Here is a 15,692-nt window from a genome sequence, read left to right on the forward strand (position 1 = left end):
GGTCGGAAACGTGCGAGTTTGTGTCTGCTCGACAACGGGGCGCGCCCTCAATTCAGGTGGGCATCAGGTCCTGCCACGAGCTGGGCAGCTTGGCCAGGTCAGTCTGCTGGTAGAGCCTGCCGTCCTGGCCCATGTACTCGCCCGTGCGCGGGTTGTACTTCGCCACCGCGACAGTCGGCCCCGCCGCGGATGCGCCGCTGTGCGCCGCGGGTGCGGCCTCCGGCGGTGCAGGTGCGGCCTCCGGCGGCGCGAACTCGGTCATGGGGACGGGACCCACGCCCGGCACTGGAACCACCTGGTTGCGGCGCTCGTCGACCGGATCCGGCGGGTTGACGCCCGGTGCGGCCGGCGGCGGCGGCGCCTGACCCGGCACGGGCGGCTCGAGGTACAGCGGCTGTCCCGGCAGCAGCGGGCCCGGCCCCATGCCCGGGAAGCTCGGCGGCGGCGCAGGGGCCGCCGGGATCGGCGGCGGAGGTGCGCTGAGCCCGTCCGGCAGCGGAGATCCCTCGATGGGACCGAAGATGTTCGAGTCCGCCACTGCGCGTGAGTCGATGGGCACGCCCTGCGACACCAGGTTGGGGTCAAAGGGGTACGGCCCCAAGGCATGTTGCCGCTGCGCGAGCGGCACATACCCACGCGGGTCCTCACACAGCTCGACGGTGGGGGCACGCTTACCGGGCTGGCCCATGCAGGGATAGTTGCGCGCGCCGCGCACCGCGACCGGCGAGTCCTGCGGCAGTTTGCAGTACAGGTTGTCCGGCGTGTCGACGACGGTCGTGTCGGACGGAGACCGCCAGGCCGAGGGCGGCAGGAAGCCGACCGTGCAGGATGCGGGATCGCCCAAACCCAGCGAGAACTCACCGTTGGGCAGACCGGTGGGGCTGGTTGTCGGGGCATAGGTCTGGATCTGCGACACGTACGGCGGCAACAACACCAGCAGCTGTTCGATGGACGGGTTGTAGGTCACGCCGATCTGGCCGATGGTGGTCAGGTTGGCCAGCAGCACGGGCAGCGTGGGCTTGAGCTGCTGCAGCAGCTGCGAGGTCTCCTGGGCGAAGCCGGGCCCGCTTCGCAGCAGCGTCCGGACTTCGTTGTCGTTGGTCGCCACCTGGCCGGTGATACCGGCCAGGCTCGCCGCCCAGGCGCGGGTCGAATCGGTGGTCTGGACCTGGGCTTCCAGGAACGGTTGCGAGTCGTCGAGCAGCGCCCGGGTCTGGTCCTTGATCTCGCTCGCGTCCTTGGAGATCGTCGCGGCCGAGTCCAACAGCGAGCCGAAGTCGAATCCGGTGCCGTTGAACGCGTTGAACGTCTCGTTGAGCAGCTGGGTCAGCTTCTCGCTGGGAATGGTGTCCACCAGCTTGCTGACCTGATCCAGCACGGGTCCCACCTCCTGTGGGATGGTGGTGCGCTCCACCGGGATCACCGACCCGTTCTCCAGGTAGGGCGGCTGGTCGGTCTGGGGCAGCAGTTCGACGTACTGCTCGCCGACGGCCGACATGCTGCGCACCTCGGCCTTGAGGTCGGCGGGCACCTTGGGACTGCGCGTCAGCGACAACGTGGCCTCGGCACCGGTGGCGGTCAGGTCGACGGCCGTCACCTTGCCGATCTGCACCCCGCGATAGGTGACGTTGCTGAACTGGTACAGGCCGCCGGTCGCCGGCATCTGCATCGTGACCGTGATCCGGCCCAGACCCAACAGGGTGGGCACCTGCATGTAGGCGAACAGCATCACCGCCACGCCCACCAGCGACGCGATGGTGAAGATGACCAGCTGGGATCGAACAAAGCGGGTCAGCATCAGCGTCCCCCAGTCTCGGCAGGCGAATTGGTCTGCGGCGCATACGGTCCGGCGAAGATCGGTGCGGGGGCCCCGGGTTGGACCGGGGCCGCCTCAAGCTGGACCGGCGCACCGGGCATGGGCCCCGGCGGCGCCACCGGCAGCACTGGGCCGACATTCGAGGGAAGCAGGGGCGGCGCCTCCGGTTCGGGCGCCTTCTCCGGCTCAGGCGGGAACGCACCCGGCGGCGGTGTGGCGCCGGTCTTGAGCGGATCGTAGGTGTAGTTCAGGTAGGCGGGGTCGCCCGGAGCGGGCACCAACTGGGCATCCTCCTGCTCCCACCGGGTACCGAGGAACAGGCTGCGCTTCAACCGTGGAATGGTCAGGTCGATGACCGCGAACAGGTTGTAGTAGTCACCGCGGATCGCGCGGTCCATGAAGGCCTGCGTGAACGGGAAGTGGCCCGCGTACTCCAGAAGGGCCGGCAGTGCCGGGCCGACGTCGGCCAGCGCCTTCATCGCCGGCTCCAGATTCCGCAGGTTGGCCACCAGGTCCTCCTGCGAATCGTTGACGAGCTGATTCGCTGTGGCCGAGAACGTGCCGAGCCGCTGCAGCGCGGTGGTGAAGGTGGGGCGTTCCTTGATCAGCACGTCCATGGCGGACGGAAGCTTCTTCAACGCCTCGGCCAGCACGTCCCGCTGGTTGGCGAAGGTCGATCCCAAGTTGTTCAGGCCCTCGATGGTGGTCACGATGTTGTCCCGCTGAGTGTCCAGCACACCGACGAAATCATCGAGGCGCGTGAGCAGTTCGCGGATCTCCTGTTCATTGCCGTTCAACGCGGCGCTGAAGTTGTGGATCACATCGCCCATCTGTCCCAGCCCACCGCCGTTGACCACGGTGGACAGCGATGACAGCGTCTGTTCCGTCGAGGGGTAGGTCGACGAACTGTTCAGCGGGATGGTCGTCCCTGGCGGCAGCTGCCCGCTGGCCGGTTCACCCAGCGGAGGGTTCAGGGCCAGATGCATGGACCCCAGCAGGCTGGTCTGGCCCACACTGGCCACCGCGTTCTCCGGCACCACGACACCCGGCTGCACCGAGAACTCGACGTCGGCATGCCAGTCCCGGACCGTCATCCGGCGCACGCTGCCGACCACGACGTCGTTGAGCATGACTGGTGAATTCGGTTCCAGGGTGGCCACGTTGGCGATCTCGGCGTGGTAGACGTTCGCCTCCCCGCCGCGGCCGACCGCACCGGGCAGCGGCAGCGAGTTGACGCCCTGAAAGGAACACCCCGCGGTGGTCATCACGACGCACGCGCCCGCAGCGAGGGCGAGCCGGCCTGATTTGGCGATCATGCTGGTGGCATCCCTTCTGCCGGGGCGGGTGCCGGCGGTGCTTCGGCGGCCAGCGGGCCCTCCGGCGCCGGTCCCGGCGGCGCACCTGCCGGGTTGAGCAGGTCGTTGACCATGTTCGGGGTGTTGGGTGGGTAGAACCCCCCGCCCGGCAGCATCTGCTGCGCGCCCGGCGGCGGCACCCCGGGCGCGCGACCAGTGAACGGCGCCGGACCCGGTGCCGCGCCGTCATAGGCCGACACCGCAGGCGGAATGTTCGGCGCCTCGGGTGAACCCCCGCCACCACCGGGCGCCAGACCGGGCTCGGAGTACTCGATGTTCTCCGGGCTGGCCGAGGGCATCAGGAACGGGGACATCGGCAGCGGCAGGTAGTTGAAGTTCGTCAACCGCAGAGCCGGGCCCAGGTACTGCCCGCAGAGCTTGGCGGTCTCCGGGGCGGTGGTGTTCTCGATGGCACCGATGGCGCCGCAGATGAACTCAACCGGGTTGGAGAAGTTGTTCAACACGAATTGGCCCACTGGAGAGCCACTGTCGGGGTTGTAGATGTTGTAGCCGTTGATGAACGCGTTGGGCGCGATGTGCAGGATGTTCTTCAGGTTCATCTGGTTGTCCGCCAGATTCTGGGTGACGTTCGCCAGCCTCTGCACCTGTTCGGATGTCTTGTCGCGCGTTCCGGCCACGAACCGCTGCACCTCGCCGACCGCCACCGAGAGGTTCTTCAGCGCCGCATCGAGATCTGATCGACTTCCGTCGACCACGCTGGTCAGCGTCGCGAGCCGGTTCTGGAACTGCACGACCTGCTGGTTGCTGTCGCGCAGCGCGGTGACGAACAACTGCAGATTCTTGATGATGTCGACGATGTCGCCGCTGCCCTCGGCCAGGATGCGGGACACCCCGGCCAGCTGCGTGATGGTCTCGTGCAGCTTCTCTCCGTTGCCGTCCATCGCGTTGGCGGCGCTCTCGATGAACCGGGACACCGAGGTGCCGTCGACACCGCTCTGCGGGCCCAATTCCGTTGCCAGACGCATCAACTGGGTCTTGACCTCGTCCCACTCGACGGGGATGGCCGTGCGGTCGAGCGGAATCTCGGCGCCGTCCGGCATGGTCGGCCCGGAGTCGCGGTACGCGGGCGCCAGTTGCACATACCGCGCCGCCACCAGGTTCTGCGCGACGATCACGGCCTTCGCGTCCGCCGGAACCGGCACGTCGCGGTCCACGTCCAGCACCACCTTGGTGTGGGTGCCCTGCGGTTCGATCGATCGGATGGTGCCGACCTTCACGCCCGACACCCGCACTTCGTCGCCCGGGTACACGCCGGTGGCGGTCGGGAACAGCGCGGTGATGGTGTTGGCGCCGAACAGATGCCGGGGGGCCAGCACCGCGCCGCCCACCACCAGCAGCGCCGCGAGCGTCACCGCCACCACGGCGGTCAACCGTCTCCGGTTCATCAGCGAGAACCTCCTGGAATGCCGTTGTAGGGCAGCGGCAGTTCAGCGCGCGGGCCGGCGGTGTCCGGCGGCTGGCCGGCGTTGACGCCGCGCCGGAAGCCGAACGCGTAGTCGAGGAACGGCTGCATGAGCTGAGCCGGCTGCAGGTTGGGCACGAAGGCGTTGTAATACGGACCGTTGGCCAGTGTCTCGCCCTGGGACAGCATGAATTTCTTCATGTCGGGCAGCATCTTGGTGATGTTGTCGCGGTTGCGCTCCAGCACCTCGGCCACGGAGTTCAGCCGATCCAGCGTGGGCGCCAACTGCGCCTCGTTGTCGGCCACCAGGCCGGTCAGCTGCTCGGCGACCGCTGCGGTGTTGGCCAGCAGGTCGACGATGGCCTGACGACGGCTGTCGAGCACACCGAGCAGGTCATTGGCGTTGAGGATCAAGGTGTTCAACTGCTGGCTGCGCTCCCCCAGCACGGTGGTGACCGCACTGGCGCTGCGCAGCAGATCCGCCAGGTTCTCGTTGCGGCTGTTGATGGACTTCGACAGCCGGCTGAGTCCGTCGAAGGTCGGCCCCAGCCGCGGCGCGAGCTGATCGATGGTGGCCGACAGCGTATCCAGCGACTGGTTCAGTGACTCGGTGTCGGTGCCCCGCGAGTTGGAGGTGAGGTCACTGACCGCATCGGTCAGCGAGTACGGCGACGACGTGCGGGTGGTCGGGATGACGTCAGCGGCGCGCAGCGTTCCGCTGCCCTCGGACTCCAGGGTCAGCACACGCTCACCGAGCAGGGATCCGGTGCGGATGTGCGCGGTGGTCTGCGACCCGAGGGGGTGCCGGCCCTCGGTGGTGAAGGTGACGAGCGCATCGCCGTTTCGCAGCGAAACATCGGTCACCGTACCGATTTTGATGCCCGACATCGTCACATCGTTGCCCACGGCGATGCCACCGGCCTCGGTGAACAGCGCCTGGTGGCGCACCGAGGTCGCCCACTGCGTGATCCGTTCGGGCTGCAGGCCGACAGCGATGGTCAGGAGTATCAGCATGGCGCCGATGAACCCTGCCCGGATCAGGTTTGATTCGCGGTATTTCAGCATCAGGGCTCCCCGCACCTTCCGCTTTCCTGTTTGAGCATGGGGAAGACCGCCGTACGGCCCTGCAGGTCGGTCACGCGAATCGACAGACCGCAGATGTAGTACATGATCCAGCTGCCGTACGAGCCCAGTCGGGCCAGTTTGCGGTAGTTGTCCGGAGCCTTCTGCAGACCGCGGTCCAGGGTGGCCTTGCCCTCGTCGATCAGGGTTGCCGTGCGGTTGATCTGTTCGATGTCCGCCTTGAGCGGCGGCCGAGCCTCGGTCAGCAGACTCGCGATGGACGCCGTGCCGTTGTCCAGCGCGGTGACGGCCTCCCCGATGGGGTCACGGTCCTGTGACAGGCCGCTGATCAGCTGCTCCAACCGGTCGACGGTGGCGTCGAACTGACCGCCCTCGTTGGCCAGTGTGGTCATCACCGCGTTGAGGTTGTCGATCAACTGCTGCACCACCTCGTTGTTGTCGGCCAGCGTGGTGGAGAACGACGAGGTCCGGCTCATCAGCGAGTCCAGCCTGTCGCCCTGCCCCTGCAGCACCTGGATCAATGACGACGTGAGTGCGTTGACGTCCTGCGGGTTCAGTCCCTGGATCACCGGTCGCAGTCCGCCCAGCAGCAGATCCAGGTCAAGTGCGGCGGCCGTGCGATCCTCGGGGATCTGTGAGCCCACCGGCAGGATGCGCGTGGATCCCGGGGTGTCGATGAGCTCGAGGTACCGGTCGCCGACGAGGTTCAGGTAGCGCACCGCGACTCCTGTGCCGGTGGTCAGCCTGATGTCGCGGTCGGCGTCGAACTTCACCAGCACTGTCCGATCCGGTTGCAGCGACACCGAATCCACGGTTCCCACCCGGACGCCGGCGACGCGCACCGAGTCACCCGCCTTCAACCGAGACGCATCCTTGAACACCGCGGAGTAGCTCGAAGTGGATCCGCTGCGGTATTCGCCGAATGCCATGAACAGGAACGCGGTGAGAACCACCATCACGGTGGCGAACACCCCGAACTTGACGAGCGTGCTTCGGGTGCGCGTCATCCCGGCTGTCCGATCTGTGCGGTGTTGCGCGGCGGTCCGTCCAGCGGCCCGAACAGCAGCTGTTTGAGACCGTCGGAGTTGAGCAGGATGCCCTGGTTGCCGTACTGCCACGGGTTGGCATTGGTGTCGGTCACCAGGTACTTGGCCTTGTTGCCGAAGCCGATGAACGGCAGCCCCATGCACTTCGGCCCACCCTTGGCCGCGACCTTCGGCAGGTTGCCGGGGTAGCGGTACCGTTCGATGCCGAGGGTGAAGGCGACGTTCACCACGACACCCGGCTCCAGGATGGCCGGCTGGTACAGCAGGTACTCCATGCCCTTGAGCGAGCAGTACAGGCCCGGGGCGTATTCGTTGAGCAGGTCGGTGGTGGGCACCAGCAGGTCCAGGGTGGTGGTCAGCGCCTCGCGGTTGCCGCCGACCACGTCGTTGCCGACGTCCGCCAACCCGATGGCACTGAGCAGGAACGCGTCCAGGTTGGCCTGTTCGTCGACGATGCTTCCGCTGATCCGGTCGGTGTTCTCCACAACCCGCATCAGATCCGGTGCGGCGTCACCGTAGGCCCGCGAGACCGGTGCCGAAAGCTCCATCATGCGACCGAGATTCGGCAGGCTGGGCTCCAGCTCGGCCAGCAGCCGGTTGAAGTCTTTGAGGGTCTGCCCCATCTTCTCGCCGCGGCCCCCGAAGGCGGCCGACAGCGCGCCGAGCGTCTCGTTGAGCTTGGCGGGATCGATCTTGTCCAGCACTTGGGTGAGCTGCTGGAAGACGGTGTTGATCTCGACCGTGACGTGCTCACCCTCGAGCTGCTGACCGGCGTACATCTGCTTGCCCGACGGTTCGGTCGGTGGAACCAGGTTGACGAACTTGGCTCCGAACACCGTCGTCGACGCGATGTCCGCGGACACGTTGGCCGGGATCAGGCGCAGCGCAGCGGGATCCATCTCCAGGTGGAGCTTGGCCCTGCCATCGGGCAGCGACTCGATGGCGCCCACCTTGCCGACCTGCACGCCGCGCATCTTGACCTTGGCGTCGGGGTTCATCACCAACCCGGCACGATCCGAGATCAGCGTCACTGGAACTGTCTTGGTGAAGCTGCCCCGGAACAGTCCCGCCGCCACCACGACCACAGCCAGGATCGACACGACCGTCAGCAGGCCCGCCAGAGGCCGCGCCCAACCGCCTGCTCCGAAGTGTCTGCCGGGCCGCGCCGCAACCGGTTTCGCACGGCTGGTGGTCTCTGACCGATAGGCCGGACCGGGGCCGAATTTGTCTGTCAATAGTCCGTTCCCTTAGCCGCTGAGGTTGAAGTTGCCGTTGGCGCCGTAGATGGACAGGGAGACCAACAGGGTCACCGAGACCACCACGACCAGAGAGGTGCGAACCGCGTTCCCCACCGCGGCCCCCACGCCAGAAGGCCCCCCAGAGGCGAAGTATCCGAAGTATGTGTGGATCAACAGGATCGTCAACGCCATCAAGATCGCCTGCAGGAACGACCACAGCAGATCGATGGGGTTGAGGAAGGTGTAGAAGTAGTGGTCGTAGAGGCCGCCGGACTGCCCCAACAGCACGACCGTGGTGAACTGTGCAGCCACAAACGACATGATCACCGCGATCGAGTACAGCGGCGTGATGGCGATCATGCCCGCCACGATCCGGGTCGACACCAAGTACTCGATCGGCCGGATGCCCATCGACTCCAGCGCGTCGATCTCCTCGTTGATCCGCATGGCGCCCAGCTGGGCTGTCACGCCGGCACCGAACGTCGCGGCCAGACCGATGCCCGCCACCACGGGCGCGGCGATGCGCACGTTGATGAACGCCGACAGGAACCCGGTCAACGCTTCGATGCCGATGTTGCCCAGGCTCGAATAGCCCTGGATCGCCAGCACGCCGCCGGTGGCCAGGGTCAGGAACCCGACGATGACGACCGTGCCGCCGATCATCGCCAGAGTGCCTGCGCCCATCGAGATCTCGGCGATCAGACGGATGATCTCCTTGCGGAAGTGCACCGCGGCGTGCGGCACGCCGCCCAATGCACGTCCGTAGAAAAGGATGTGGTCACCGATGCGCGAGAAGAAGTCCACCGGCCGACTGGCCTGGGACACCAGGCGCGGAAAGCGCGACCGCAGAACAGCTGAAGTACCCATCGTTGCTCGCCCTATCCGCTCGTCATCCGGATGCCGATCGCGGTGACCACCACGTTGATCACGAACAGCGCCATGAACGCGTACACGACCGTCTCGTTGACCGCGTTACCCACCGCCTTGGCGCCGCCGCCGGTGATCGTCAGCCCCCGGTAGCAGGCCACCAGTCCCGCGATGAGACCGAACAACAGAGCCTTCACACACGAGATCACCACTTCCGGGATTCCGGTCAACAGCGTCATGCCTGCCGCGAACGCGCCCGGGTTGACGTCCTGAATGAAGACCGAGAACGTGTAGCCACCCAGGATGCCGATGATCACTACAAGCGAATTCAACAGCAGCGCAACCAATCCGGAGGCCAGAATGCGCGGAGTGACCAGGCGCTGGACCGGGTTGATGCCCAGCACCTCCATCGCGTCGATCTCCTCGCGGATCGTCCGGGATCCCAGGTCCGCGCACATCGCCGTCGCGCCCGCACCGGCCACGATCAACACCGTCACCATCGGACCCAGCTGAGTGACGGCGCCGAACGCCGCACCCGCCCCCGACAGGTCCGCCGCGCCCAGCTCGCGAAGAAGGATGTTGAGGGTGAAGCTCACCAACACCGTGAACGGAATCGCGACGAGCAGCGTCGGGGCGAGCGACACACGCGCCACGAACCACGACTGCTCCAAGAACTCCCGCCACTGAAACGGCCGCACGAACACGAACCGCGCGGCGTCGGCGGCCATCGCGAACAGGCCGCCCACCGCGCCGAACGCGCCCGAGAGGTTCTTCAGATTCGGGATGCCCACCGACCACCGCTCGGCACCTTTAACCGCCACAGCCAAGTCCCTCCAGGATTGTGAGCGCCGGCACACGCTTGGGTGCGCTGAGGTTATGCGTGAGGCCCGCGACGCGCAGACTGCACGTGGAGTACACGGGGACGTCCCCCACCGCCAGTCGCACGTCGGCCTCCTCGAGTTCGCAGGCCTCGAATCGGTCGGCGAAGTCGTGATCTTCATAACCGATCAGCGCGCCGCGGGTGATGGATTGGCCAACTTCCCCAACCTTGCACACCGATGTGATGCGCCTCCCATTGCGGAACGGACTGCGATGCCGCTCACACCCCCACGTGGGCGTGGGGGTGTCGTTGGCGGTGAAGGTTGGCATGTGCCCTGCGCTTCCGGCGATCAGGTGACGGCGCCGGCCGTCTTGAGTTCGATGATTCGGTCCCAGTCCAGACCCAGTTCGAGCAGGATCTCCTCGGTCTGCTCGGCGAATCCGGGTGCCGGACCCGTCTGCGGTGCCGCCACGTCGAACTGCACCGGATTTGCCACCAGTTCGAGTTCTCCCGCCTGCACCAGGTACTCGTTGGCGCGGATCTGTGCGTCGTTGGCCGCCTGCAGGGTGTCCTGCACCGGAGCCCACGGGCCGGCCAGCGTGGCGAACCGCTCACTCCATTCCGGCAGCGTCCGCTTGGACATCGCCTCGGTGAGGATCTCGGTGGCCGCCTCGGTGTTCTCGGCGATGGCCTCCGCGGTCGCGAACCGGGGATCGTCGATGTACTGGTCGATCTCCATATGCCTGCACACGTCGGCCCAGAACTTGGTGGGCTGCATCATCACAAACGAGATGTATCGGTCATCGGCCGTCGGGTAGAGCCCGACCAGTGGATTGATCGGTGAGCCGTGCACGCCGGGAGGGAAGGCCTCCATGCGCTCCTGCAGATGATTCGTCAGCGCGACGGTGTGCCCCAATGCCCAGAGGCCGCTGCCGAGCAGTGAGACGTCCACGATCGACGGTTCCCCGGTGCGCTCGCGCTTGACCAGAGCCGCGGCGATCCCGCCCGCGAGATTGGTGCCGGAGATGGTGTCGCCGTAGGCAGGCCCGGGTGGTCCGACCATGCCCGGGGTGTCGGGAGGCGTGATGGTGCGGGCCGTGCCGGCCCGGCACCAGAAGGCCGTCATGTCGTAGCCGCCCTTGACCGACTCCTCGCCGCGGGGCCCCAGTGCGCTGCCGCGCGCGTAGATGATGTTCGGGTTGACCGCGCGGATGTCGTCGACGTCGATGCCGAACTTCTGCCGATGGCCGGGCAGGAAGCTGGTGAGGAACACGTCGGCACGTCTGGCCAGTTCCAGCAGCACCTCCCTGCCCTCGGGCACCGACATGTCCAGGCCGATGCTGCGTTTGCCGCGGTTGGCGTGCTCGATGTTGGGGTTCGGATCACCGTCGACCCGCAGCAGTCCGGTCTGACGCAGACCGCGTTGCGGGTCGCCGGTGACAGCGTGCTCGACCTTGATGACCTCCGCGCCCCACTCACCCAGCACCGCGCCGGCCGAGGGTACGAACCCGTACATCGCGACTTCGAGCACGCGGATGCCTTCAAGCGGCGCGCTCATCGGCCCTCGCCGGCTTCGTGCACTTCCGGAACGGGGACCGCGAACGTCTTGCGCTCCTGGAACTCCTCGAGTCCGGCAACACCCATCTCCCGGCCGATGCCGGACTGCTTGTAACCGCCGAACGGTGCATCCGGGCTGAAGTAGTTCCCGCCGTTGATGGAGAACGTTCCGGTCCGGATGCGACGGGCCATCGCCAGCGCGCGGTCCTGACCGCCGAAGATGGCACCGGACAGGCCGTAGATCGAATTGTTGGCGATGCGGACCGCGTCGTCGTCGTCCTCGTAGGCGATGACCGCGAGCACGGGGCCGAACACCTCCTCCTGAGCGATCTCACTGTCGGGATCGACGTTGGTCAGCAGGGTCGGCGTGTAGAAGTAGCCCGGCCCCTTCTTCTCACCACCGGTGACCAGCGTCGCGCCGGCCGCCACCGCGCGCTGCACCATGCCGTCGACCTTGTCGCGCTGCTTCTCACTGATCAGCGGGCCCATGTAGGTCTTCGGGTCGTTGGGGTCGCCGTATCGCACGAACGAGAAGTTGGTCTTGATCAGTTCGACGATCTCGTCGTGGTGCTCACGGGGAACCAGCAGCCGAGACGTGAGCGCACATCCCTGGCCGGCGTGGGTCACCATCGAGAACGCCGAGAACGTCGCCGCGGTCTTGAAGTCGGCATCGTCGAGGACGATCGCCGCGGACTTCCCGCCGAGTTCCAGGAACACGCGCTTGAGGGTGTCGCTGGCGGCGGCCATGATGCGCCGACCCGTCGGGGTCGAGCCCGTGAAGGTCACCATGTCGACGTCGGCGTGGGTGGTCAGCACCGCGCCGACCTCGGGATCGGCACCGGACAGGACGTTGACGACACCGGCGGGAATGTCGGTGTGGTTGGCAATGAGCTCGCCGAGCGCCAGGGTCACCAGAGGGGTGTCGGGTGCGGCCTTGAGAATCACCGTGCACCCGGCGGCCAGGGCCGGGGCGAGCTTGGCCAACGCGAGTTGATTGGGGTAGTTGTAGGCGATGATCGCGGCGACGACACCCGCCGCCTCCTTCTCCACCCAGCGGTGATGCAGTCCGCCGCGAATCTCGATGTTGCCCAGGTCCTCGGTCAGGTCCACGGTCTTGAGCAGATCTGCATAGAAGCGCACGATCTCGACGGGCTGGTCGTACTGCGCCCCGGCCAGCAGGGCCGGGGTTGCCCCCACCTCGTCGGTGGTCAGCTGCCCCAACTCATCTCGGTGTTCGACCAGTGCCGAGTGGAGCTGCTCGAGGCACCGGATCCGCAGCTGAACATTCGTCGACCAATCGGTCTCGTCGAACGCGCGGCGTGCCGCGGCGACTGCACGTTCGGCGTCGGAGACCGCGGCATCCGGCGCATATCCCAACAGCTCGCCGGTCGCGGGGTTGAGGCTCGGGAAGCGTCGCGCCGCCTCGACGAGGGCGCCGTCGATCAGCATGCGCCGATCCACGGCGCGTTCTGCACCATCCGTGGATTCGATCGTCGCCGTCTCCGGAGCACCCATCAAGCGACCTTCCTGCTCAGCGATAACTGCATTCTCATCTTCGGCGAATCTTACATTCGTCAAACGAGAATTCAAGCAACTAAGCAGGACGGCAGCAGGGCTGTCAACCGCCCGCAGGTGAGGGCTCTCCACGGGCGATTTTCGAGACCAATAGTGCAGTATCCTTGCGGGACCCGCGGCGGTGAGAGTACGGTTCTCATAATCGAAAGGGCGATTCTTGACGGAGGAAACGGCCGACCACCGGAGTCCCCGGTGCGGCTGCCGACAACTCGCCGCGATCAGGCGCCGCAGGTCGGCGCGAGCTCGGTGCAATCAGGACGAAAGGAATGCCTGTGGGACGCGTTGAAGGCAAGGTCGCATTCATCACCGGAGCCGCACGCGGCCAGGGTCGCAGTCATGCGGTTCGCCTGGCCGAGGAGGGCGCCGACATCATCGCGGTGGATCTCTGCGAGGACATCGACACGGTCGGCTACTCATTGGCCACGCCTGAGGATCTCGAGGAGACCGCACGGCTGGTGGAGAAGACCGGCCAGGGCATCGTGACGGCCAAGGCCGACGTCCGCGAGGCCGGCCAGCTCAAGACGGCCCTGGAGTCGGGCCTCGCGCAGTTCGGCAAGGTGGACATCGTGGTGGCCCAGGCGGGTATCGCCGCCATGAAGGGCCAGCCCGCGATGCAGGCCTGGACCGACGGCATCAACACCAACTTCGTCGGCACCATCAACGCCATCCAGGTCGCGCTGCCCCATCTGACCGAGGGCGCGTCGATCATCGCGACGGCGTCGGCGGCGGCGCTGATGGATGCCCACTCCAAGCCCAACCCCGGCGGGGATCCAGGCGGTATGGGGTACATGGTCTCCAAGCGTTTGATCGCCGAATACGTGCACAGCCTGGCCACCGAGCTGGCGGTGCGCGGAATCCGGGCCAACGTCATCCATCCCACGAACTGCAACACCGACATGCTGCAGAGCGAACCGATGTACCGCTCCTTCCGCCCCGACCTGGAGAATCCGACCCGCGCCGATGCCGAACCCGTCTTCGGCGTGCAGCAGGCCATGAGGGTCAACTACATCGAGCCCGACGACGTCAGCAATGCGGTGCTGTGGCTGGCCTCGGACGAGTCCCGCTTCGTGACCGGCATGCAGCTTCGGGTCGACGCGGGCGGCTACCTCAAGTGGTACGACTACCACGTCTGATCGCCGTAAGCCTCTAACCGTTGCAGCACACACTCATTCGCCGGAGGGAACAAGGGATGAAGGTCTGGGTTGACCGCGAGAAGTGCCAGGGCCACACCCTGTGCTCAATGATCGCGCCCGACTCGTTCGAGCTCGACGATGTCGACGGACACGCGTCGGCCGTCAACGAGATCGTTCCGGACGACCAGCAGGACGCCGTCCGCGAAGCCGCCCAGTCCTGCCCCGAGCAGGCCATCGTCATCGAATGACGTTGCGGCACAGCACTGGCCGTCCGATCATCCACTGATCAGTCAAGGAGACCACGCCGTGAGCATCGACGATGTCACGACCGACGACCCCCGCAAGCAGAACCGTTACCACTTCGATCGGCACACCCCGGAGTACCGGCTGCAGTTCGAGAAGATCACCGAAGAGATGCAGTCCCAGTGCCCCATCGCGTGGACCGACACCTACGCCGGGCACTGGGTGGCCGCCGACAGCAGGCATGTGTTCGAACTGGCCCGCTGCCCCGCGGTGTCCAACCATCACGACATCTCCGGTGAGACGCCGTTCCAGGGCATCACGATTCCCAAGGCCAGCCGGGCCACGGTGGTTCGTGGTGGCATCCTCGAGATGGACGAGCCCGAGCACAGCACCTACCGCGGCGCGCTGAACCCGTACCTGTCCCCCGCGGCGATCAAGCGCTGGGAACCGTTCGTCGACGAGATCACGCGTGCCGCACTCGATGAGCACATCGAGTCCGGCCGGATCGACTTCGTCGAGCACCTCGCGAACGTGGTGCCCGCGGTGCTCACGCTGGCGATGATGGGCATTGAGCTCAAGAAGTGGAACGTCTACAGCGAGCCCACGCATGCGTCGGTGTACACCCCGGAACATTCGCCCGACCGCGAGAAGATCAACGAGCAGCACCGTGAGATGGGCCTGGACCTCATCACCAACATGATGGAGATCCGCGAGACGCCGCGGCCCGGTCTGGTGAATGCGCTGCTGCAGCTGCGGATCGACGGGGAGCCCGCTCCGGATATGGAGATCCTGGGCAACCTGGGTCTGGTCATCGGCGGCGGATTCGACACCACCACGGCGTTGACGGCTCATGCGCTGGAGTGGCTCGGCGAGCACCCGGACGAGCGGGAGCGGCTGTCCCGTGAGCGCGACACGCTGCTGAACCCCGCCACCGAGGAGTTCCTGCGCTTCTTCACGCCCGCGCCCGGCGACGGCCGCACCTTCGCCGAGGACGTCGAGGTCGAGGGACAGCAGTTCAAGAAGTTCGAACGGCTCTGGCTGTCCTGGGCGATGGCCAACCGGGACCCGTCGGTGTTCGAGAACCCCAACGAGGTGATCCTCGATCGTAAGGGGAACAGGCACTTCAGCTTCGGGATCGGTGTGCACCGTTGTGTCGGGTCTAACGTCGCGCGGACCGTGTTCAAGTCGATGGTCACCGCCGTGCTCGACCGGATGCCGGACTACGTGTGCGACCCGGAGGGCACCGTGCACTACGACAGCATCGGCGTGATCCAGGGCATGCGCCATCTGCCCGCCACCTTCACTCCCGGAAAGAAGCTGGGCCCGGGCCTGGACGAGACCCTGGAGCGTCTGCAGCAGATCTGCGTCGAGCAGGAGTTGGCCCGTCCGATCACCGAACGCAAGGAGGCTGCGGTCATCACCTGGTGATCCACAGAACGAGAAGTGGGGGGGGGGGGGGGGGGGGGCCGCCGGGGGAGGGGTGGGGGGGGTGGAGGGCCGCCCCGCGGCGCCCCCCCGCCGGCCCGGGGGGGGGGG

General features: G+C 66.6%; 14 protein-coding genes. 3 read left to right on the forward strand and 11 right to left on the reverse strand.

Going from position 1 to position 15,692, the window contains the following annotated elements:
• Nucleotides 1-52: 52 nt before the first annotated feature.
• Genes A5727_RS14655 through A5727_RS14705 form a run of 11 tightly spaced genes read right to left on the reverse strand, consistent with a single transcriptional unit; the run spans nt 53 to nt 12,720 of the window.
• Nucleotides 53-1,798 (reverse strand): MCE family protein, encoded by a 1,746-nt coding sequence (locus tag A5727_RS14655; protein WP_068250460.1) that lies wholly within the window; start codon nt 1,796-1,798, stop codon nt 53-55.
• The gene (locus tag A5727_RS14660; protein WP_068250462.1) at nt 1,798-3,132 is read right to left on the reverse strand and encodes an MCE family protein; all 1,335 of its coding nucleotides are present in this window, start codon (nt 3,130-3,132) and stop codon (nt 1,798-1,800) included. Before A5727_RS14660 ends, A5727_RS14655 begins: the two co-directional genes overlap by 1 nt.
• Nucleotides 3,129-4,577 (reverse strand): MCE family protein, encoded by a 1,449-nt coding sequence (locus A5727_RS14665; protein WP_068250464.1) that lies wholly within the window; start codon nt 4,575-4,577, stop codon nt 3,129-3,131. The genes A5727_RS14660 and A5727_RS14665 overlap by 4 nt, the downstream gene beginning before the upstream one ends.
• Nucleotides 4,577-5,659, reverse strand: coding sequence for an MCE family protein (locus A5727_RS14670; protein ID WP_068250520.1), 1,083 nt, complete (start codon nt 5,657-5,659; stop codon nt 4,577-4,579). Before A5727_RS14670 ends, A5727_RS14665 begins: the two co-directional genes overlap by 1 nt.
• Nucleotides 5,659-6,684 (reverse strand): MCE family protein, encoded by a 1,026-nt coding sequence (locus tag A5727_RS14675; protein WP_068250466.1) that lies wholly within the window; start codon nt 6,682-6,684, stop codon nt 5,659-5,661. The genes A5727_RS14670 and A5727_RS14675 overlap by 1 nt, the downstream gene beginning before the upstream one ends.
• Nucleotides 6,681-7,958, reverse strand: coding sequence for an MCE family protein (locus tag A5727_RS14680; RefSeq protein WP_068250470.1), 1,278 nt, complete (start codon nt 7,956-7,958; stop codon nt 6,681-6,683). Before A5727_RS14680 ends, A5727_RS14675 begins: the two co-directional genes overlap by 4 nt.
• Before the next feature lie 12 nt (nt 7,959-7,970).
• Complete coding sequence (locus tag A5727_RS14685) at nt 7,971-8,828, reverse strand: MlaE family ABC transporter permease (RefSeq protein WP_068250473.1); 858 nt, start codon at nt 8,826-8,828, stop codon at nt 7,971-7,973.
• An 11-nt stretch (nt 8,829-8,839) separates the two neighbouring features.
• Complete coding sequence (locus A5727_RS14690) at nt 8,840-9,649, reverse strand: MlaE family ABC transporter permease (protein ID WP_068250476.1); 810 nt, start codon at nt 9,647-9,649, stop codon at nt 8,840-8,842.
• Nucleotides 9,639-9,977 carry a hypothetical protein gene (locus A5727_RS14695; protein WP_068250479.1) on the reverse strand — a complete coding sequence of 113 codons (339 nt, stop codon included), beginning with the start codon at nt 9,975-9,977 and terminating at the stop codon, nt 9,639-9,641. The genes A5727_RS14690 and A5727_RS14695 overlap by 11 nt, the downstream gene beginning before the upstream one ends.
• Before the next feature lie 20 nt (nt 9,978-9,997).
• Nucleotides 9,998-11,206 (reverse strand): CaiB/BaiF CoA transferase family protein, encoded by a 1,209-nt coding sequence (locus A5727_RS14700; RefSeq protein ID WP_068250482.1) that lies wholly within the window; start codon nt 11,204-11,206, stop codon nt 9,998-10,000.
• The gene (locus A5727_RS14705; RefSeq protein WP_068250484.1) at nt 11,203-12,720 is read right to left on the reverse strand and encodes an aldehyde dehydrogenase family protein; all 1,518 of its coding nucleotides are present in this window, start codon (nt 12,718-12,720) and stop codon (nt 11,203-11,205) included. Before A5727_RS14705 ends, A5727_RS14700 begins: the two co-directional genes overlap by 4 nt.
• Nucleotides 12,721-13,052: 332 nt before the next feature.
• Here A5727_RS14705 and A5727_RS14710 point away from each other — a divergent pair, with 332 nt between their 5' ends.
• The 3 genes from A5727_RS14710 to A5727_RS14720 are packed head-to-tail and all read left to right on the forward strand — an operon-like array spanning nt 13,053 to nt 15,584.
• Complete coding sequence (locus A5727_RS14710) at nt 13,053-13,913, forward strand: mycofactocin-coupled SDR family oxidoreductase (protein WP_068250487.1); 861 nt, start codon at nt 13,053-13,055, stop codon at nt 13,911-13,913.
• 56 nt (nt 13,914-13,969) lie between these two features.
• Entirely contained in the window at nt 13,970-14,161 is a 192-nt protein-coding gene (locus A5727_RS14715; protein ID WP_068250490.1) for a ferredoxin, read from the forward strand.
• 58 nt (nt 14,162-14,219) lie between these two features.
• Nucleotides 14,220-15,584, forward strand: coding sequence for a cytochrome P450 (locus A5727_RS14720; protein ID WP_068250492.1), 1,365 nt, complete (start codon nt 14,220-14,222; stop codon nt 15,582-15,584).
• The last annotated feature ends 108 nt before the right edge of the window (nt 15,585-15,692 follow it).

Source organism: Mycobacterium sp. ACS4331 (assembly GCF_001667265.1).
Classification (GTDB): Bacteria; Actinomycetota; Actinomycetes; order Mycobacteriales; family Mycobacteriaceae; genus Mycobacterium.

What these genes read in the sequence shown, in the direction of transcription:
- A5727_RS14675 (WP_068250466.1), bottom strand. Translation starts at nt 6,684, where the DNA reads ATGACGCGCACCCGAAGCACGCTCGTCAAGTTCGGGGTGTTCGCCACC.
- A5727_RS14660 (WP_068250462.1), bottom strand. Translation starts at nt 3,132, where the DNA reads ATGATCGCCAAATCAGGCCGGCTCGCCCTCGCTGCGGGCGCGTGCGTC.
- A5727_RS14700 (WP_068250482.1), bottom strand. Translation starts at nt 11,206, where the DNA reads ATGAGCGCGCCGCTTGAAGGCATCCGCGTGCTCGAAGTCGCGATGTAC.
- A5727_RS14705 (WP_068250484.1), bottom strand. Translation starts at nt 12,720, where the DNA reads ATGGGTGCTCCGGAGACGGCGACGATCGAATCCACGGATGGTGCAGAA.
- A5727_RS14655 (WP_068250460.1), bottom strand. Translation starts at nt 1,798, where the DNA reads ATGCTGACCCGCTTTGTTCGATCCCAGCTGGTCATCTTCACCATCGCG.
- A5727_RS14670 (WP_068250520.1), bottom strand. Translation starts at nt 5,659, where the DNA reads ATGCTGAAATACCGCGAATCAAACCTGATCCGGGCAGGGTTCATCGGC.
- A5727_RS14665 (WP_068250464.1), bottom strand. Translation starts at nt 4,577, where the DNA reads ATGAACCGGAGACGGTTGACCGCCGTGGTGGCGGTGACGCTCGCGGCG.
- A5727_RS14695 (WP_068250479.1), bottom strand. Translation starts at nt 9,977, where the DNA reads ATGCCAACCTTCACCGCCAACGACACCCCCACGCCCACGTGGGGGTGT.
- A5727_RS14715 (WP_068250490.1), top strand. Translation starts at nt 13,970, where the DNA reads ATGAAGGTCTGGGTTGACCGCGAGAAGTGCCAGGGCCACACCCTGTGC.
- A5727_RS14685 (WP_068250473.1), bottom strand. Translation starts at nt 8,828, where the DNA reads ATGGGTACTTCAGCTGTTCTGCGGTCGCGCTTTCCGCGCCTGGTGTCC.